Origin of the sequence: Micrococcus sp. IITD107, from assembly GCF_041927415.1 — a bacterium.
GTDB classification, from domain to species: Bacteria; Actinomycetota; Actinomycetes; order Actinomycetales; family Micrococcaceae; genus Citricoccus; species Citricoccus terreus.
In genome coordinates, this window is the sequence record NZ_JBHFFN010000002.1 from 156,962 (window position 1) to 175,230 (window position 18,269).

Genomic DNA, 18,269 nt, shown 5'->3' on the forward strand with positions numbered 1-18,269 from the left:
CGCCGGACCGCACCGGCGCCAGAGACCATCCACGCACACCGGACCACCGGAAGGAATCCGAGATGACAGACCAGACCGAGCAGAACCAGCACCAGCACGGCTTCTCCACCCGCGCCATCCACGAGGGCCAGGAGTTCGACCCCATCACCGGTGCCGTGGTGCCGCCCATCCACTTCTCCACCACCTACGCGCCGGAGAAGATCGGGCAGCTGCGCCGCGGTTACGACTACGGGCGGGGCACCAATCCCACCCGGGACTCCCTGCAGACCCAGCTCGCCGCGCTCGAGGCCGGCCCGGGCCAGCAGGCCCATGCCTTCACCTTCGGCTCCGGACTGGCCGCGGAGAACGCCCTGATCCACGCGATCGCCACGCCGGGCAGCCACATCGTGATGGGCAACGACGTCTACGGGGGCACCTACCGGCTGATCGACCGCGTCCTGGGTCCCTGGGGGATCGGCCACACCGTGGTGGACATGGGGGACGTCTCCGCGGTGGAGCGGGCGCTCGCCGAGGCGCAGGCGACGATCCTCTGGCTGGAGACCCCCTCCAACCCGATGATGAAGGTCTCGGACATCTCTGCCCTGGCCGAGGTCGCCCATGCGGCCGGCGCCCTGCTGGTGGTGGACAACACCTTCGCCACCCCGTACCTGCAGCTGCCGCTGACCTTGGGCGCGGACATCGTGGTCCACTCCACCACCAAGTACATCGGGGGCCACTCGGATGTGGTGGGCGGGGCCGTCGTCGTGAAGGACTCCGAGCTGGCCGAGAAGGTGCAGTTCCAGCAGTTCGCCGCCGGCGCCGTCAACGGACCCATGGACGCGTACCTGACCACGCGCGGACTCAAGACCCTGGGCGTGCGCATGGACCGCCACACCTCCAACGCCCAGCAGATCGCCGAGTGGCTGGTGGACCGTCCGGGCGTGGAGCGCGTGCTCTACCCGGGGCTGCCGGACCACCCCGGTCATGAGCTGGCCGCCCGCCAGATGAGCGGCTTCGGCGGCATGGTCTCGGTGCAGTTCACCGGGGGCGCAGCGGCCGCCCGCCAGGTCGCCGAGACCACTCGGCTGTTCATCCTCGCCGAGTCCCTGGGCGGGATCGAGTCGCTGATGAACTACCCGGCCGAGATGACCCACGCCTCCGTGGCCGGCACCGAGCTGGCCGTGCCGGACAACCTGGTGCGCCTGTCCGTGGGCATCGAGGACGTGCAGGATCTGATCGAGGACCTGGACCGGGCCATCAGCTCCCTCTGATCGGCAGCTTGTAGGGTCGAAGGATGACCGTTGAGACCTCCATCACCACCGACCAGACCGACGCCTCCCGCACGCTGACGGCGATCGTCAACGCGCACATCGTGCCCATCAGCGCCGAGCCCTTCGACGGGACCATCGTGCTCGAGCACGGCAGGATCGCCGCGCTGGGCACCGAGTTGGAGGTCCCGGAGGGCGCCACGGTGGTGGACGCCGAGGGCGGTTGGGTGCTGCCGGGCTTCGTGGACGCCCACGTGCACCTGGGCATGCACCCCGAGGGCGAGGACGGCGGGATGACCGACGTCAACGAGATGACGAACCCGGTCATGGCCGGGGTCCGGGCCCTGGATGCCGTGGACCCCATGGACCCCGGCTTCGACGACGCCCTGGCCGGCGGTGTGACCACCGTGAACGTCAACCCCGGCTCGGGCAACCCGATCGGTGGCCAGGCCGTGGCCATCCACACGCATGGCCGGATGATCGACGAGATGGTGCTGCGTGAGCCCTCCGGTGTGAAGTCCGCCCTGGGGGAGAACCCCAAGCGGGTCTACAAGGAGAAGAAGCTGACACCCTCCACGCGGTTGGGCACGGCGCTGGTGATCCGCGAGGCGTTCATGAAGGCCCAGCACTACCTGCGTCGCCAGGAGGCCGCCCAGACCGAGGGCGCCGAGCCGATCGCCATGGACCCACATCTGGAGGCCCTGGTGAAGGTCCTGCGGCGCGAAATCCCCTGGCGCCAGCACTGCCACCGCACCGACGACGTCGCCACCGCCCTGCGTCTGGCTGAGGAGTTCGGCTACGAGTTGGTCCTGGACCACGGCACCGAGGCCCACCCCCTGGCCGATGTGCTGGCCGAACGTGGCGTCCCGGTGCTGATCGGTCCGCTGTTCACCACCAAGTCCAAGGTGGAGCTGCGCGGCCGAGACCTGGCCAACCCGGGCCGGCTGGCCGCCCAGGGCGTGGAGATCTCCATCATCACCGACCACCCGGTGATCCCCATCCAGATGCTGGTCACCCAGGCCACCATGTCCGTCAAGGAGGGCCTGGACCGCGAGACCGCCCTGCGCGCCATCACCGTGAACCCGGCGAAGGTGCTGGGACTGGACGAGCGGATCGGCACCCTGGAGGTGGGCAAGGACGCCGACGTGGTGCTCTGGACCGGCGACCCGCTGGACGTGATGCAGCGGGCGTCCCGGGTCTGGATCGGGGGCCGTCAGGTGATGGAGTACGACCCCCAGACCCGCCGCTCGGTGGTGGTGGACCGGCGCGCCCGCCTGGACTGAGCCGGCGGGCCGGAGCCCCAGGCCGCTCCGGAACGTCACAGAGCACTAGCATGAAGGCCATGCCCACACTGACCCTGCGCCCGATCTCTGTCCCAGAGCACCGCGAGTTCCTGGCCGCCCGGCCCGAGACCAGCTTCCTCCAGCAGCCGGAGTGGGCCCAGGTCAAGCCGGACTGGACCGCCGAGTCCCTCGGCTGGTTCTCCGGGGACGAGCTGGTCGGCGCAGCCCTGGTCCTGCATCGCGCGGCCCCGGTGGTGAAGAAGTCGCTGGCCTACATCCCCATGGGCCCGGTGATCGACTGGACCGCCTACTCCGTGGACGAGGTGATGGCCCCCCTGGCTGAACACCTGAAGACGCGGGGATCCTTCGCCGTGCGGATCGGCCCGCCGGTGGACGTGACCGAGTGGGGCGCGGCCACCGTGCGCAAGGCACTGGGCTCGGACGAGCTCTCCACCCTGGGGGAGCTGCCGCCGGTGACCACCCATCCGGCCGGAGAACAGCTGGTGGAGGAGCTCCAGGCCGCCGGGCTGCGTCCGCTCTCCGCGGGGATGGACTTCCACGCCGGTCAGCCCGAGTACGTGGGACGGGTGCCCCTGGTGGGTCAGGACGGTTCCTCCAAGACCATCGACCAGGTGCTCAAGACCTTCTCCAGCAACACCCGCCGGGAGACCCGGAACACCGAGAAGGCCGATCTCCAGGTGGTCGAGGGCGGGCTCGAGGACCTGCACCGTTTCCAGGAGCTCTACCGGCAGACCGCCGGGCGCCAGGAGTTCACCGGGCGACCGCTGAGCTACTTCCAGACCCTGTACCGCACCCTGAACGAGGCCCGTCCGGGTGCCTGCCGCCTGTACTTCGCCGAGCACCAGGGCACCGATCTGGCCACGGCCATCATGGTCCAGTACGGCAACCAGGCCTGGTACCTCTACGGTGCCTCCGGCAGCGAGCACCGGGAGCTGAACGGGCCCAAGGCGCTGCAGCTGCGCATGCTCACCGACGCCCTGGCCGCCGGCTGCGTGGCGCTGGACCATGGCGGTGTCACCCCCACCCTGTCCCTGGAGGGCGACCACCACGGGGGACTGACCCGCTTCAAGGCCTCCGTGGGGGCGAACATCGTCCGCACGGCGGGGGAGTGGGAGCTGGCCTTGAACCGTCCGCTCGCCTGGGCGTTCAACCGCTACATGGCCTGGCGCGCCCGTTAGGATCCATAGCATGCCCGCCACCGTCTCACCCGCACAGCCCTTCGTCCCCGTCCTGCTCGGCGGGGACCTGGGGACCTACTCCCTGGCGCGGGAGTTCCACCAGGCCTACGGGGTCACCTCCGTGGTGGTGCTCGGCCAGCCCAACGGACTGGTCCAGGACTCCTCGTTCATCGAGCTGCGCCCCTACCCGGCCGGTGCCGCCACGGAGGAGGCGATGGTGGACCACCTGGTCTCTCTGGGCGAGGATCTCGGGGCCGGTGGTCGACCGCTGCTGCTGCTGGGCTCGCTGGACGGCCACGTCAATCGGATCACCCAGCACCGGGACCGGCTCGAGGCTCACTTCACGGTGCCCTACCCCGCTGCGCAGACCGTGCAGCAGGTGGCTCTGAAGGACCACTTCTACGCCCTCTGCGAGCGGCTGGACATCCCGCATCCGCGCACCCGCACGGTGGTGGCCACCCAGGACGCCCTGGACCTGTCCGGCCTGGAGTTCCCGCTGATCGTCAAGCCCACGGACTCCGCCGCCTGGACCCGGATCAGCTTCCCTGGCAAGCAGAAGGTCCACACCGTGCAGGACCAGAGCGAGCTCGACTCGCTGCTGGAACGGCTCCGAGCCGTGGACTACAGCTCGCCGATGGCCGTCCAGGAGTTCATTCCCGGCGGAGACGACCACATGCGCCTGTGCACCTTCTGGGCCGAGCGCGTGGACGGAAAGACCCGCGTGGTCGCCGCCGGCTACGGCGAGGTGGTGCTGGAGGACCACTCGCCCCAGATGCTGGGCAACTCCGTGGCCATCATCTCGGCTGGAGACCACCCCGTGGTGGAGGCCGGCGCACGGCTGCTGCGGGAGATCGGCTGGGAGGGCTTCGCCATGATCGACGCCAAGCTGGACCCCCGGGACGGCACGGTCAAGCTCTTCGAGATGAACCCGCGGCTGGGCCGCAACCACTTCTATCTCACCGCCGCCGGGTTCAATCCGGTCCGGATGTACGTAGAGTGCTGGATGGGCCTGACAGAGCTCGCTCCGGAGCAGCCGCTGCTGGACCCCCGGTCCTTCACGGCCTCACCGGAGGGCACCCAGGTGCTCCAGCCGGAGGTCCTGTACAACACCATCCCGGCGCCGCTGCTGCTGCGCCACACCACCGGGCAGGTCCGCACGCGCGTACGCGGACTGCTCACGGCACGGCGCACCGCCAACCCGCTCTACACCCGGGCGGAGCGCAGCCCGAAGAGGTGGGCGTACATCGCGGCGTCCATGGCCAACTACTGGCGCAAGTTCAACGCCTTCCCGCCGCCGCGTGACTGACACCCGCCGGCAGCACCCAGCGGCCAGGCGGCGGTTCAGCGCAGCTGGCGGCGCACCGGCGGCAGCCAGAGCAGCACGGCGCCGACCAGCAGCAGCGCGCCCACCACGATCAGCAGCGGGGCCGAGCGGATCATCAGCGGCACGGCCACGATCACGGCCACCCCGGTGAGCATCCCCACGGCACTGCGACGCCTCCGGAGCAGCTGCACTGTCCCTGCCGCAGAGCCCAGTGCCACCACGCCGGCGGCGATCGCCAGCACGAACTGACCCGGGCTGCCGCTCAACGGCCCCTCGGTGCCCGGGGTGTCGTCCATTCCCGGCACGGCGATCGGTCCGGAGCCGGCCTGGATCTGCAGCCCGGAGAGCACGAACACGGTGGCCAGGACCGTGAACAGCAGGGTCACCGCCACCCACCACCACCGCGCCGTGCGCAGCAGCGTGGAGGCGGGACCGTTCTGGGCGGCCTCCCGTTCGGCCTGCCGCCGGGCCAGCTCACGCTGACGTTCGGCCTCGCGCTCGGCCTCGGCGTCCCGCTCTGCCTGGCGCTTGAGTTCTGCGCGCCGTTCGGCGTCCTGACGCGAGGAGTCCAGGAAAGCGCGAGCGGCCTTGCCGGCGGCGCGGGCGTAGCGGTGATCCCGGGAGTCCTGTGGATCGCCGGGGCCGGGGCGCGTGGGTCCATTCTGCTGGGGCACACGCTGAGCCTACTCGGGCACCCCGGCCGCGTGCCGTCGTCGTGGTGTGACCGATCTCCCGCCGTCCGGCCTGCGCCGATGCCGTAGACTCGGGGGACAATCCGGTCATTCCCCTGTGCACGCCGAACGTCGGCGTCATGATGTGTGGCCCGCCACCGAGAGTCTCGGCAGGCGCGGGCGGCCGGTCCCCCACCCTCTCCCAGAATCGTCCCGACGACGGCGCGCACCCTGCGCTGTCCGGTGCGGCTGGGTGCCACGAGGGAGGCGGGACTGCCAGGTGAGATGGAGCGGGCGTGAAGTTGGACCGCGCCCCGGGGAGCACCGGAGCCACCGATGCACAGCGGTGCCCAACCGGCCGCTGGACCCCACCGAAGGACACCACGTGACTGATCACGAGACCCCTCAGACCACCACCGAGAACACCGAGAACACCGAGATCTCCCAGACCACCGCAGCCGGCGAGGAACAGCAGCCAGCCGTGATCGTCGACACGATCGACGACCGCCCCGAGCAGGCTGAGCAGCCGGAACATGCTCAGCAGTCAGAGCGCGCAGACCGCGCAGATCGCACCCAGACGCGTGCCGAGGACTCCGATCTCCCCGCCGGTGAGGACGAGGGCCGCCCCGGCTTCGCGGACATGAACCTGGATCCCCGCGTCCTGCGGGCCGTGACCGATCTGGGCTACGAGACCCCCTCACCCATCCAGGCAGAGACCATCCCCCTGCTGCTCAACGGGCGCGACGTCGTCGGGCTGGCCCAGACCGGCACCGGCAAAACCGCCGCCTTCGCGGTGCCGGCCCTGTCCCGCCTGGCCGAGAACGCGGACCTGGACGGCCCGGCCTCCCAGCCGCAGATCCTGGTGCTGGCCCCCACCCGCGAGCTCGCGCTGCAGGTGGCCGAGGCCTTCACCTCCTACGCCAAGCACCTGCCCAACGTCTCCGTGCTGCCGGTCTACGGCGGCGCCCCGTACGGGCCGCAGCTCTCGGGCCTGCGCCGCGGCGCCCAGGTGGTCGTCGGCACCCCCGGCCGCGTGATCGACCACCTGGAGAAGGGCTCCCTGGACCTCTCCGAGCTGCGCTACATGGTGCTGGACGAGGCCGATGAGATGCTGCGCATGGGCTTCGCCGAGGAGGTGGACCGCATCCTGGCCTCCACGCCGCGGGAGAAGCAGACCGCGCTGTTCTCGGCCACCATGCCCAACGCCATCCGCCGGATCTCCAAGAAGTACCTCAACGACCCGGTGGAGGTGACGGTGGCGGCCAAGTCCTCCACCGCCATGAACATCCGCCAGCGCTTCGTGCAGGTCACCCACCAGTGGAAGCTGGAGGCGATGACCCGCATCCTGGAGACCGAGGAGCACGACGGCGTGATCGCCTTCGTCCGCACCCGCAACTCCACTGAGGAGCTGACCACCAAGCTCAACGCCCGTGGCTTCCGTGCCGCGGCGATCTCCGGTGACATCGCGCAGAACCAGCGTGAGAAGACCGTGGAGAACCTGCGTGCTGGCCGGATCGACATCCTGGTCGCCACCGATGTGGCCGCCCGTGGCTTGGACGTGGAGCGGATCAGCCACGTCATCAACTACGACATCCCGCATGACACCGAGTCCTACGTGCACCGGATCGGCCGCACCGGCCGCGCCGGACGCTCCGGCGATGCCGTGCTGTTCATGACCCCGCGCGAGAAGTACCTGCTGCGGGCGATCGAGAAGGCCACGCGCCAGCAGGTCGAGCAGATGCACATGCCCTCGGTCTCGGACGTGAACTCCTCCCGCCTGCAGCGCTTCAGTGACCAGATCACCCAGACCCTGGCCGAGCAGGAGACCCAGGTCTTCCGCGACCTGGTGGAGTCCTACGTGGCCGAGCACGGTGTGGCCCCGGAGGACGTGGCCGCCGCACTGGCGCACATGGCCCAGGGCGGCCGTCCGCTGCTGGTGGAGGAGCCGGACCTGCCCCAGCCCAAGTTCGGCCGCTACGACCGTGAACGTGAGGACGGCGGCCGTGAGCGCGGCAACCGGGACGGACGCGGCTCCCGTGGTCCGAACCGCGAGCCCGCCGAGGGCAACGCCACCTACCGCATCGCCCTGGGCCGCCAGGACCGCGTGATGCCCGGCAACATCGTGGGTGCGCTGGCCAACGAGGCCGGCCTGCGCTCGAACCAGATCGGCGGGATCGACATCCGCTCCAACCACTCGCTGGTGGAGCTGCCTGAGAACCTCTCCCCGGATCAGTGGGCCGCCCTGCGGGAGACCACCATCAACGGCCGTCCCATCCAGCTGCAGAAGGACACCGGCCGTCCGGTGCGCGCCGAGCGCGGCGGACGTGAGAATTCTCACGACGACGGCCACTCCGGTGGGCGCGATCGCTCGCGGGAGGATCGCGGCGGCTTCCGCTCCGGCGGATTCCGCAAGGACGGCCCCCGTGGCGGTCGCGACGGCGGCGGCTACCGCGGACAGGGCGGACGCCCGGAGCGCAATGACCGTTTCAACCGTGACGAGCGCCCTGACCGCGGGGAGCGCACCGATCGGTTCAACCGTGATGATCGGTTCAACCGGGACGACCGTCCCGCCCGGTACTCACGTGATGACCGCGCGGATCGCGGCGGAGACGCCCGTGAGGGCCGTGAGGATCGTGGTCCGCGCGGCTACCAGGGTGAGGGCGATCGCCGCGGCGGATCCGGCTTCCGCTCCGGTGGATCCAAGGGCGGTTTCGGCGGCTCTCAGGGCGGCAAGGGAGCCCGTGCAGGCAAGCCCCGCTGGAAGTCCTCCGGCCCCGGTGGCCGCAAGAAGTACTGACCCTCAGGTCGGTGACTGACGTGGGCTCAGCCCGATTTCGCACTCACGGAAATCGCTGGTAGAGTTTCACGTCGTTGCCCCGATAGCTCAGTGGTAGAGCGCCATCTTGGTAAGATGGAGGTCCCGGGATCGATTCCCGGTCGGGGCTCTGGAATGAGAAGCCCGTCGTCGCAGAACATCTGCGGCGCGGGCGCACTCATTTCTATGGCGGCGTAGCTCAGCTGGTTAGAGCGCACGACTCATAATCGTGAGGTCGGGGGATCGAGTCCCCCCGCCGCTACCGACAAAGACCCGGACCCCCTGAGGGAGTCCGGGTCTTTCTGCGTCTGCGGGTGGTGGCTGGTCTTCACCAGCAGTAATCGAGGAACTTTCCGTCCAGGGTGATGACCACCCGGTCACCGTCCGGGTCGGGACGACGCTGGATGTCCACATGGAAGTTGATGGCGCTCATGATGCCGTCGCCGAACTCCTCGTGGATCAACGCCTTGAGCGCGGGCCCGTAGACGGATACCGCCTCGGTGAGCCGGTAGATCGTCGGATCGGCCATGAGGGCCGGATCAGTGCCCCGGGAAGGCTGGAGTCGCAGCGACTCGGCAACCTCAGAACCCAGGCCGAGTAGCGCGGAGACCGCATCAGCCTGCTCCGCGCTCATCGGGTGCTGACCCAGCAGGGCCGCGGTGGTCCACACGGGGGCGGTTCCCAGACGGTCGGCGATGCTCGCCCAGGTCATCTCCTGGCGGATGCGGGCACTGTTGATCAAAGCGGCGGCCTGGTCCTTGGGCAGGATCGGCGTTGTGGTCTGTGTGGCGTTGATGCTCATGAGTTCCTCGGTGCGTCTCGGTCTTTGGTGGGGGGGGCATGGGGCGGTCAGCGGGTGCCGGCCGGGACCTTCGCCTCGACTACGTCGATGGCGGCCAGGTTCTTGCGCAGGCGGTCGCTGCCGGTGCGGTGGTGGGTCGTGTAGAGGGTCAGCCCGACGAAGGCCAAGCCGCCGACGAGGTTGCCCAGCACAGTGGGGATCTCATTCCAGACCAGGTAGTCCATGAAGGAGAACTCGCCGCCGAGCATCAGGCCGGCCGGGAACAGGAACATGTTCACCACGGAGTGCTCGAAGCCCATGTAGAAGAAGAGCATCACGGGCATCCACATGATCAGTGCCTTGCCGGTGGTGGACTTGGACATGAACGCGGCCACGACGCCGGTGGAGACCATCCAGTTGCAGAGCACGCCACGGATGAACAGGGTGAGCATGCCGCCGGCCCCGTAGTCGGCGTAGCCGACGGTGCGGCCCTCGCCGATCTCACCCAAGCGCAGGGCGACCTCGTTCGGCTCAGTACTGAAGCCGTAGGTCATAGTCACGGCCATCATGAGGGCCACCAGAGCGGCGCCGGCGAAGTTGCCGAGGAACACCAGACCCCAGTTGCGCAGTATCCCACCCCAGGTCACGCCCGGGCGCTTGTCGAGCCAGGCCAGGGGCAACAGGGTGAAGACGCCGGTCAGCAGGTCGAAACCCAGCAGGTACAGCATGATGAACCCGACGGGGAAGAGTATGGCACCCACCAGGGCATTGCCGGTCTGGACGGTCACGGTGACGGCGAAGGCGGCGGCCAGGGCGAGGATCGCGCCGGCCATGAAGGCGCGGATCAGGGTGTCCCGGGTGCTCATGAAGATCTTGGCCTCACCGGCGTCGATCATGGAACGGACAAACTCCGTGGGTTTCACATAAGACATCGGAGGGTTCTCCCATCAAGAAGTGCATCAGTGCTGGCGTGGAGTCAACGGATCCGACATGATGCCGGTACAAAGAAACGCTATTGATGGATCATTTCCCGGCTGGTGCCTAAACTGTTTCAGTCGAGTAACAAAGAAATTCACGTGCCGTGGGGAGGTGGTGAGGACTCTGTGCGAGACCACGGCCAAGGTCACTAGACCGCCAGCCGGTACCCCCGTTTGACGACGGTGGCGACGAGCTTGGACTGGGGCAGCTGGCGGCGCAGCCGCCAGACGAGCATCTCCAAGGCGTGGTCGGTCTCGCAGTGCCGCAGGGTGGCCATCAGCTCCTCGCGGGAAAGGACGGCTCCGTTGGCTTCCACGAGGCGCCGCAGCAGCGAGAGTGGGCCGGGGGAGAGGCGTGCGGGTTCGTCGTCGTGACCATCCAAGATCACCTGCGAGCCACGGATCTCCAACGCGCCCAGCCGCGTCTGGGTGCGCACGACCTGGTGGGTCTCCAGGTGCTCGCACACTAGGCGGATCATCGCGCCGAGTCGCCATCGAGTGGGCACTAGCGGCTGGACGCCGACCTCGTGCAGGGGGCCGGCGGTGACCTTGCCGACGACGGCGGTGGCCACGTCCGTGCGCAGGGCCTCCAGCAGAGCATCCAGCCGACCGTGTTGACCGGCGACGGCCAGGAACGCCTCGACGGCGGGTGCCGCGGTGAAAGTGACCACGTCCAGCTGGCGCTCGATGACCGCCTCAATCATGCGCAGCAGGTCGGAGTCGGCCGCGGGGCGAGACCAGGTGTAGGGCATGACGGTCAGGACTCGGGCGCCGGCCTGCTCCAGACGGCTGATCTGATGGTGGTCAAGCATGCCGTGCAGCTGGAAGGCGACCGTGCGACCAGCCAGGGGCCGGGCCAGCAACAGGTCCACCAGGGAAGCGGTGCGCTCATCGTTCGGAGCGTCGACGTCCTCGAGGCCAGCGGCACGGACGGCTCCCCGGGCCTTGGGGCCACGCACGAGGATGGAGGACGCGGCCAGCACGTCGTAGAGGTCGGTGCCCATGCCGTCGGCGTCGGCGGCTTCCATCCAGCGGCGCATCCCGTACGCGGTGGTGATGACGGTGTAGTCCGGCAGGGCGGCGATGACCCGTCGGGTGTCCCGGTGCAGAGTCACCGACTCGGTCAACGGGGCGATTCGCAGCGCCGGGGCATGCATGACGTCCGCGCCGCGGCGTTCGAAGGCACTGATCAGCTCGTCGCTGCGTCGATCGGAGGTGACGCCGATGCGGAAGCCAGAGAGGGTCTGCGGCAGCAGGGGCGTGGCCCCGGTCCGGCCGGTCTCCTCGGGGTACTCGTCCGCTGTAGGCACTGCTTCGTCGATGGTCTTGCTCACCGGGCGGTCACCGCCGTCAGATTGGCCATGCTCAGGGGTGTGTTTGCGTTCACGAGACCGACCATCTCGGCCAGGCGTTCCTCGGCACCTGGGGCCTGACGAACGACCTCGCCAATCACCAGCACGGCTGGTGAGCGCATTCCGGCCAGTGCTGCCTCCAGGTGGATGCGGCCGAGGGGTGCCAGACACGTCTTCTGCTCCGGTGTGCAGCCCCGTTCAACAATCCCCACGGGGGTGTTCGGTGACATGCCCTGTCGGATCAGCCCGGCGGCGGTGTGTCCCAGGGTGCCCATGCCCATCAGCACCACGACGGTGCCGTTGAGCTGGGCCAGACCGGACAGCTCCGGCTCTCTGAGGGGGTCGTGACCGCTGACCACGGTGAAGGAGATACTGCAGCCCCGGGAGGTCACCGGGATCCCCGCTGCTGCCGGAACGGCCACGGCGGAGGTGATCCCAGGGACGACCTGCACCTCGATACCGGCCTCCCGGCAGGCAGCGACCTCTTCGCCGCCCCGACCGAACACGAAGGGGTCTCCGCCCTTGAGTCTGGCCACACGCAGTCCGTTGACGGCGGCCTCCACGAGCAGCCGGTTGATCTCGGACTGCGGTACTCGGTGATGACCGGGCTGCTTGCCCACGTCGACCAGGCGGGCGTGGGGTGCCCACTCGGCCAAGTCCTCGGTAGGGGCCAGCCGGTCGTAGAACACGACGTCGGCCTGTTCCAACAGGCGTAGAGCACGCATGGTGATCAGGTCGGCGGCACCGGGGCCACCACCGATCAGTGCGACCGAACCGGGCGGGAAGGGGGTGCGGGAAGCGGGCAGTGCCATCACAGTTCACCTCGCAGTGGGATGCGCGGGCCAGCCACAGTCACCGGGCCGCTGGCCGGCTCCGGGGTGGGGGAGTCGACGCGGGCCCGGAAGCGACGCAAGCGGTCCGGGTCCTCGAGTGTGGCCGCCCACTCATCGCGGTAGGTGAGCTGGTGATCAGCGACGACCTTCTCCAGGTCCGCCCCGATGCCCAGCACGTCCTCGACGACGACCTCGCGGACCCGGTCGATGCCACCGGGTAGATCCTCCATCCAGCGGGCGGTGCGCTGAAGTCGCTCAGCAGTGCGGATGTAGTAGACCACGTATCGATCGATGTAGCGGATCACGGTAGCGTCGTCGAGGTCCTTGGCCAGCAACTGGGCGTGGACCGGGGTGGCACCGCCGTTGCCGCCGACATACATGTTCCAACCCTCTGAGGTGGCGATCAGTCCGACGTCCTTGCCCCGGGCTTCAGCACATTCGCGGGCGCAGCCGGAGACCCCGAACTTCATCTTGTGGGGGCTGCGCAGCCCCCGATAGCGCTCCTCGAGAGCCACGGCCATCGCCACGGAGTCCTGGACCCCGTAGCGACACCAGGTAGAGCCCACGCAGGACTTCACATTGCGCAGCGCCTTGCCGTAGGCCTGGCCGGACTCAAAGCCACCGGCCACGAGTCGGGACCAGATCTCGGGCAGCTGCTCCAGGCGGGCGCCGAACATGTCGATCCGTTGAGCGCCGGTGATCTTGGTGTACAGCCCGAAGTCCCGTGCCACCTCGGCGATGAGTGCCAGGCCGTCCGGGGTGACCTCGCCGGCGGGCATGCGGGGGACGACCGAGTAGGTGCCGTCCTTCTGCATGTTCGCCAGGGCACGGTCATTGGTGTCCTGCATCCCGCCGCGATCGGCATCGAGAATGTAGTCACCATGCAGGCTGGCCAACACCGAGGCGACCACCGGCTTGCAGATGTCGCACCCCAGGTTGACCGTCGGGTCGGAGGGGGTGCCGAAGCGGGCCACGATCTCGGTGAAGGTGCTCAGCCCGGTGGCACGGACCGCCTCGAACAGGCCCGAGCGGGACAGTTCGAAGTGCTCGCACAGCGCCGTGGAGACCTCCAGCCCCAGCTCGGTGAGCTGGCGCTGCATGATCTTCTGCGCCATCGGCAGGCAGGAGCCGCACTGGGTGCCGACCTTGGTGCAAGCCTTCAGAGCACCCAGGTCGGTGCAGCCGTCACAGACGGCTTGGCGCAGATCGCCGGCACTGACATCGCGGCACGAGCAGATCTGAGCGTCATCGGGCAGATCCACTTCTACGGCCGGACCGTTGCCAGCGGCGGACAGGAAGGCACCGGCCTCCCCGGGCAGCTCCCGGCCCAGCAGCGGACGCAGCGTGGAGTAGGGGGCCGCGTCGCCGACAAAGACACCACCCAGCAGCGTGCGAGCATCTTCCGAGACCACCAGCTTCTGGTAGACACCCCCGGTCGGGTCGGCATAGACGACTTCCAGGGCCGCGGGAGACTGGGCCAGGCCATCACCAAAACTGGCGACGTCGACGCCGGAGAGCTTGAGCTTGGCGGCCGTATCGAAACCCGGGAACAGGCCCTGACCACCACAGAGGCGGTCCACGACGATCTCAGCCATCGTGTTGGCCGGAGCGACCAGGCCCATGCACTCCCCGCCGAAGCTGGCGACCTCACCGATCGCCCACACGCCAGGGACTGATGTCGCGCAGGTGTCGTCGATCTCCACACCGCCGCGCGGCCCCGGCGCAAGCAGCTGCTCGCCCTCTAGGTCGCGGGCTAGCTCGTCGCGGGGCACGATGCCGGTCGCTGCCACCACCAGATCCACGGCCAGGTCCTCGCTGTGTTCGAAGCGCAGCAGGCCGGATTCGGCGTCCCAGGCGGTGGGGCGCTCGCCGAGACGAAGGTGGTATCCCTGAGCGCTGAGCATCCGGTTCAGGGTCCGTCCACCGAACTCGTCGAGCTGGGCATTCATCAGGTAGGCGCGAGAGTGCACCACTGTGACCTCCGCACCGAGCGCACGGAGCCCGCCGGCAGCTTCCAGCCCGAGCAGGCCGCCACCGACAACCGCCGCACGCGGTTCACGCCCGAGCTGTTCGGTGAGCGTGGCCAGATGCGCTCGCAGGTGATCGACGTCGTTGACCCGTCGGTAGACGATCATCTGATCGGCGCCGGGGATGGCCGGGCGGGCCGCTTCGCTGCCGGTCGCCAACACCAGGTGATCCCACCTGTGCTCGGTGCCGTCTTCGGTCGTCAGACGATGCCCGGTGGGGTCAATGGCGCTCACCCGCTGCCCGGTGAAGAGGCGCACGCGGGAGTCTTCCCAGGGGCTGCCGCCCAGGGGCAGCTCGTCAGTGGCGTCGGTGAAGCGCCGGGAGAGGGCCACACGGTCGTAGGGGATGCGGGATTCCTCGGCGAAGACGGTCACCTGCAGTAGGGGTGAGGGATCGCGCTCGAGGAGGGCTTCGACGAATCGATGGGCGCCGGGTCCGCCTCCGACCACGGCGATGCGACGGTTCCCGTGCCAGGAGCCGGTGGCCGGCTCAGCGGTGTGGTCAGTCTCGGAGGTCATGGTTCCTGCCCCTTGTCTCGGTGGCCTCCCACGCTAGGAACACGCCGTTTCCCGACCGTGTCTCTCATGTAACGCCCGCATGACAGAGGTCTCACCGGCGACGTCGATCCGGGCGAGAACAGGACGTTGCGTGATGGAAACATTCCCGGGCTGTGGCCGAAACACGTGATTTTTAGGGTGGAGTCATGACTCTCACCGCTGACACCCAGGTCCTGTCCACCACGGCCCTTCCGACGCTGGTGCCGTCCGCCGCGGCGGACAGCTGGCACACCGTGTGCCCTCTCGGTGCGCTGGATCCGCTGTGGGGTGAGGTCGCCCTGGTCAACGGGGAAGAGGTGGCGCTGGTGCGTCTGCCCTCCGACGAGGTTGTTGCGGTCTCGCACTGGGACCCCTATGCCCAGGCGCCGGTGATGGCGCGGGGCATCGTCGGCTCCCGCGACGGCGAGCCCACCCTGGCCTCCCCGTTGCACAAACAGGTCTACTCCCTGGCCACCGGGCAGTGCCTGAGCGATCCGACGCTGAGCCTGCGCACCTTCCCGGTGCGGGTCAGAGAGCAGATGGTTCAGGTCGCCGCATGAGCCGCCACCTCGTCGCCGTCTCCCACGGCACCGCCGATCCGGCCGGCCAGGCCCGCGTTCAGGCTTTGGTCGACGCCGTCGCCGCCAGGATAACCGTCCCCGTTTCGCTGGCCCATGTGGATGTGCAGCAGCCCGAGATCGGTGCGGTGCTGGCCAGCCTGGCCGAGCCCGCTGACGCCGTCGTCGTCCCTCTGCTGCTTACCGCCGGGTACCACGTGCACGTGGACCTGCGCCGGATCGTGGACCGTCTGCCCGATGCCGACGGGCGCATACCGGCACTGACAGGCGCTCTCGGACCGGACGACCGCATTGTGGACGTGTTGGTCCGTCGTGCACTGGATGCCGGATTCGTGCGTGGCCATCACCGCGTCGTCTTGGCCTCGGCTGGCTCCTCCGATGAGTCCGCGGTGCAGGACTGCCATCAGATCGCCACCCGGCTCGCCGATCGGCTCGGTGCACCGGTGAGCGAAGCGTATGTCTCCGCTGCGCACCCCAGGGTGCCGGCCGCCGTCGGGACCTGCCTGACACGTCACCCCGATCGGCCGGTCATGGTGCTCAGCCACCTACTGGCCCCGGGCTTTTTCCAGTCGCGGCTGCGCTCCGAGGCGATTGCTGCCGGTGCCTCGATCGTCACGCCGCCGATGCTGGGTCTGTGGGGACCGGTCCCGGAGTCGCTGGTGGATGTGGTGGTGGACCGCTTTGTGCAGCATGCCCGTGCCGAGGCCGTCCCTGGTCGGGTCCACTTGCTACGGTAGGGCGATGCAGGAGAACCCCTGGGACACCGGCTCGCGCCTCTATCGGACGCTTCTGCTCAGCGGTATGGCCGCAATCTTCGTGGGCATCGTCCTGTCAGTGGTCGCCACCTCCACGCGGGCGACCGGACTGTACTGGCCGGCGCTGATCCTCATGGGGGCCGGATTGGTGACGCACATTGTCGCCCACGTAATTCGCTTTCGTGACGCCCGACGGCGGAACCAGATCGGGAGCACTCCCCATCGCTGATCGGTGCCGGTGGTCGTAACCTCAATCTCGCCCGCGGGGAGGTCCCAGGGCGCAGGGGAGACCACCATGACCACCACAGGACCAACCACTCCACGCCGAGGCCGTTGGGCACGGGCACTCGGTGCCGCCGCAGCGCTCGCCGCCGTGGCCGTCACCACTGCCGTTCCGGCCAGCGCAGCCACCAGCACCGGAGCGATTGTTCCCGCGTCCACGCCGCCAAGCGTCACCGTGACAGCACCAGTCCCGGCAACCTGCGGCGACTCTATGGTCGCTGTAGACACCCAGGGCCGGGCCAGCGACATCACACTCAAGGGCAAGACATTGTCCTACACCACCCCGACCAAGTGGTTCACCCGCGACCTGAAGACCGCTGGCTGGGCTGGATTCCGCCAGTTCAGCACCATGTTCTGTGGCGACAAGGGGCGGATCATCATGGGCTACCACGACAACCGCACCGTGGGTGTCTCCTACGACCCGAACTCCTACGACTTCAACGGCGGCGATATCACGGGGCGCATGACCACCTTGCCCGCGCTGCCGGCCGGAACCCTGGCCTACGGGTGACCCTGGCCCGGCGCCGTCGGGTCCGGAACACTCACCGCCACAGCCCGTCCTCCGCGTTCTGGAGGGCGGGCTGTTGCGCGTCCACCGGCATGCCCCCACGCACGGCGGTAGGCTGAACCGAGGCCGGCTGAGGCCCAGCCGTCACACCACACAGCAGGAGGTCACCGGTGAGCGTCAACCCGGACGTCCAGGGTCGCAGCTACCCGCCCAGCCCGCCCTACCTGGTCAGCCGGGAGCGGATTCGCGAGTTCGCCGCCTCCGTGCAGGCCACCCATCCGGCCCACACCGACGTGGCGGCCGCCCAGGAGCTCGGACACGCCGACCTGGTGGCACCGCCCACCTTCGCCGTCATCATCGCCCAGGGTGCTGAAGCCGCCGCCATCCAGGACCCGGAGGCGAACATCGACTTCTCCCGCGTGGTCCACGCCGACGAGCGCTTCACCCACCACCGTCCCATCGTCGCCGGCGATGAGCTGACCGCCACCGTCACCGTCGACTCGGTGAAGTCCCTGGGTGGTCACTCCATGATCACCACCCGCGCCGACATCGCCACCACTGCCGGCGAACCGGTCAGCGCTGTCCTGTCCACCCTGCTGGTGCGCGGAGAGGAGTCCTGATGAGCACGGTCACCCCTGACATCACCACCCTGATAAAGGGCGATCAGATCGGCACCCGCACCGTCGAGCTCACCCGGGCCGACCTGGTGCGCTACGCCGGCGCCTCCGGGGACCGCAACCCCATCCACTGGTCCCAGTCCATGGCCGAGTCCGTGGGACTGCCCGGCGTGATCGCTCACGGCATGCTCTCCATGGGCACCGCCGTCCAACTGGTCACCGACTGGTGCGGGGACCCCGGCGCCGTGATCGACTACCAGACGCGCTTCACCGCCATGGTCCCGGTCGCCGACACCACCGCCGAGGGCGACGGCGTCCCCGGCGCCCGCCTCGAGGTGACCGGAAAGATCGGCGCCATCGACCTGGACGCCGGCACCGTCCGCGTGGACCTGGCCGTCACCGACCCCGGTCAGGACGGTGCCAAGGTGCTCACCAAGGCCCAAGCTCTCGTGCGTCTGACCCCCAGCGGATCGGACGGCTGAG

At 69.0% G+C, this 18,269-nt stretch carries 17 protein-coding genes and 2 tRNA genes; 13 read left to right on the plus strand and 6 right to left on the minus strand.

Going from position 1 to position 18,269, the window contains the following annotated elements:
- Positions 1 to 62 precede the first annotated feature (62 nt).
- From ACEXHE_RS05045 to ACEXHE_RS05060, 4 genes are read left to right on the plus strand one after another with little or no spacing between them, the layout of a single operon-like run.
- Positions 63 to 1,250 (plus strand): cystathionine gamma-synthase, encoded by a 1,188-nt coding sequence (locus ACEXHE_RS05045; RefSeq protein ID WP_374784953.1) that lies wholly within the window; start codon positions 63 to 65, stop codon positions 1,248 to 1,250.
- Between the two features lie 23 nt (positions 1,251 to 1,273).
- Complete coding sequence (locus ACEXHE_RS05050; RefSeq protein WP_374784954.1) at positions 1,274 to 2,530, plus strand: amidohydrolase; 1,257 nt, start codon at positions 1,274 to 1,276, stop codon at positions 2,528 to 2,530.
- A gap of 59 nt (positions 2,531 to 2,589) precedes the next feature.
- Positions 2,590 to 3,729 carry a lipid II:glycine glycyltransferase FemX gene (locus ACEXHE_RS05055; protein ID WP_374784955.1) on the plus strand — a complete coding sequence of 380 codons (1,140 nt, stop codon included), beginning with the start codon at positions 2,590 to 2,592 and terminating at the stop codon, positions 3,727 to 3,729.
- 10 nt (positions 3,730 to 3,739) lie between these two features.
- Positions 3,740 to 5,035 (plus strand): carbamoyl-phosphate synthase, encoded by a 1,296-nt coding sequence (locus ACEXHE_RS05060; protein ID WP_374784956.1) that lies wholly within the window; start codon positions 3,740 to 3,742, stop codon positions 5,033 to 5,035.
- A gap of 35 nt (positions 5,036 to 5,070) precedes the next feature.
- On the opposite strand, the gene ACEXHE_RS05065 is transcribed toward ACEXHE_RS05060, so the two are convergent.
- Positions 5,071 to 5,727: a hypothetical protein gene (locus ACEXHE_RS05065; RefSeq protein ID WP_374784957.1), complete on the minus strand. Its 657-nt coding sequence runs from the start codon at positions 5,725 to 5,727 to the stop codon at positions 5,071 to 5,073.
- A 382-nt stretch (positions 5,728 to 6,109) separates the two neighbouring features.
- Between ACEXHE_RS05065 and ACEXHE_RS05070 the strand changes: the two genes are divergently transcribed.
- From ACEXHE_RS05070 to ACEXHE_RS05080, 3 genes are all read left to right on the plus strand, one after another.
- Entirely contained in the window at positions 6,110 to 8,521 is a 2,412-nt protein-coding gene (locus ACEXHE_RS05070) for a DEAD/DEAH box helicase (protein ID WP_374784958.1), read from the plus strand.
- A gap of 76 nt (positions 8,522 to 8,597) precedes the next feature.
- Positions 8,598 to 8,669 (plus strand) — tRNA-Thr (locus ACEXHE_RS05075).
- Positions 8,670 to 8,727: 58 nt separating this feature from the next.
- A tRNA-Met gene (locus tag ACEXHE_RS05080) sits at positions 8,728 to 8,801 on the plus strand.
- A gap of 66 nt (positions 8,802 to 8,867) precedes the next feature.
- Here ACEXHE_RS05080 and cynS read toward each other — a convergent pair.
- The 5 genes from cynS to nirB form a co-directional block, all read right to left on the minus strand.
- A complete protein-coding gene (gene cynS / locus ACEXHE_RS05085) occupies positions 8,868 to 9,341 on the minus strand; it encodes a cyanase (RefSeq protein ID WP_374784959.1) in 474 nt (157 codons plus the stop codon).
- A 47-nt stretch (positions 9,342 to 9,388) separates the two neighbouring features.
- Entirely contained in the window at positions 9,389 to 10,252 is an 864-nt protein-coding gene (locus ACEXHE_RS05090; protein ID WP_277245915.1) for a formate/nitrite transporter family protein, read from the minus strand.
- A 194-nt stretch (positions 10,253 to 10,446) separates the two neighbouring features.
- Positions 10,447 to 11,631, minus strand: a complete 1,185-nt coding sequence (locus ACEXHE_RS05095; protein WP_374784960.1) for a uroporphyrinogen-III synthase — start codon at positions 11,629 to 11,631, stop codon at positions 10,447 to 10,449.
- Positions 11,628 to 12,461 (minus strand): uroporphyrinogen-III C-methyltransferase, encoded by an 834-nt coding sequence (cobA, locus tag ACEXHE_RS05100; RefSeq protein ID WP_277245917.1) that lies wholly within the window; start codon positions 12,459 to 12,461, stop codon positions 11,628 to 11,630. The genes ACEXHE_RS05095 and cobA overlap by 4 nt, the downstream gene beginning before the upstream one ends.
- A complete protein-coding gene (gene nirB / locus ACEXHE_RS05105) occupies positions 12,461 to 15,028 on the minus strand; it encodes a nitrite reductase large subunit NirB (protein ID WP_374784961.1) in 2,568 nt (855 codons plus the stop codon). Before nirB ends, cobA begins: the two co-directional genes overlap by 1 nt.
- Positions 15,029 to 15,213: 185 nt before the next feature.
- Between nirB and nirD the strand changes: the two genes are divergently transcribed.
- The 6 genes from nirD to ACEXHE_RS05135 all read left to right on the plus strand — a co-directional run bounded on the left by nirD (position 15,214) and on the right by ACEXHE_RS05135 (position 18,268).
- Positions 15,214 to 15,606 carry a nitrite reductase small subunit NirD gene (gene nirD, locus ACEXHE_RS05110; RefSeq protein WP_260060535.1) on the plus strand — a complete coding sequence of 131 codons (393 nt, stop codon included), beginning with the start codon at positions 15,214 to 15,216 and terminating at the stop codon, positions 15,604 to 15,606.
- Complete coding sequence (locus ACEXHE_RS05115; protein WP_374784962.1) at positions 15,603 to 16,361, plus strand: sirohydrochlorin chelatase; 759 nt, start codon at positions 15,603 to 15,605, stop codon at positions 16,359 to 16,361. Before nirD ends, ACEXHE_RS05115 begins: the two co-directional genes overlap by 4 nt.
- Before the next feature lie 4 nt (positions 16,362 to 16,365).
- Positions 16,366 to 16,608 carry a hypothetical protein gene (locus ACEXHE_RS05120; protein ID WP_374784963.1) on the plus strand — a complete coding sequence of 81 codons (243 nt, stop codon included), beginning with the start codon at positions 16,366 to 16,368 and terminating at the stop codon, positions 16,606 to 16,608.
- A 144-nt stretch (positions 16,609 to 16,752) separates the two neighbouring features.
- Positions 16,753 to 17,172: a hypothetical protein gene (locus ACEXHE_RS05125; RefSeq protein ID WP_374784964.1), complete on the plus strand. Its 420-nt coding sequence runs from the start codon at positions 16,753 to 16,755 to the stop codon at positions 17,170 to 17,172.
- A 167-nt stretch (positions 17,173 to 17,339) separates the two neighbouring features.
- Positions 17,340 to 17,789: a MaoC family dehydratase N-terminal domain-containing protein gene (locus ACEXHE_RS05130; protein WP_374784965.1), complete on the plus strand. Its 450-nt coding sequence runs from the start codon at positions 17,340 to 17,342 to the stop codon at positions 17,787 to 17,789.
- Positions 17,789 to 18,268, plus strand: a complete 480-nt coding sequence (locus ACEXHE_RS05135; protein ID WP_356966936.1) for a MaoC/PaaZ C-terminal domain-containing protein — start codon at positions 17,789 to 17,791, stop codon at positions 18,266 to 18,268. The genes ACEXHE_RS05130 and ACEXHE_RS05135 overlap by 1 nt, the downstream gene beginning before the upstream one ends.
- Position 18,269 lies beyond the last annotated feature (1 nt).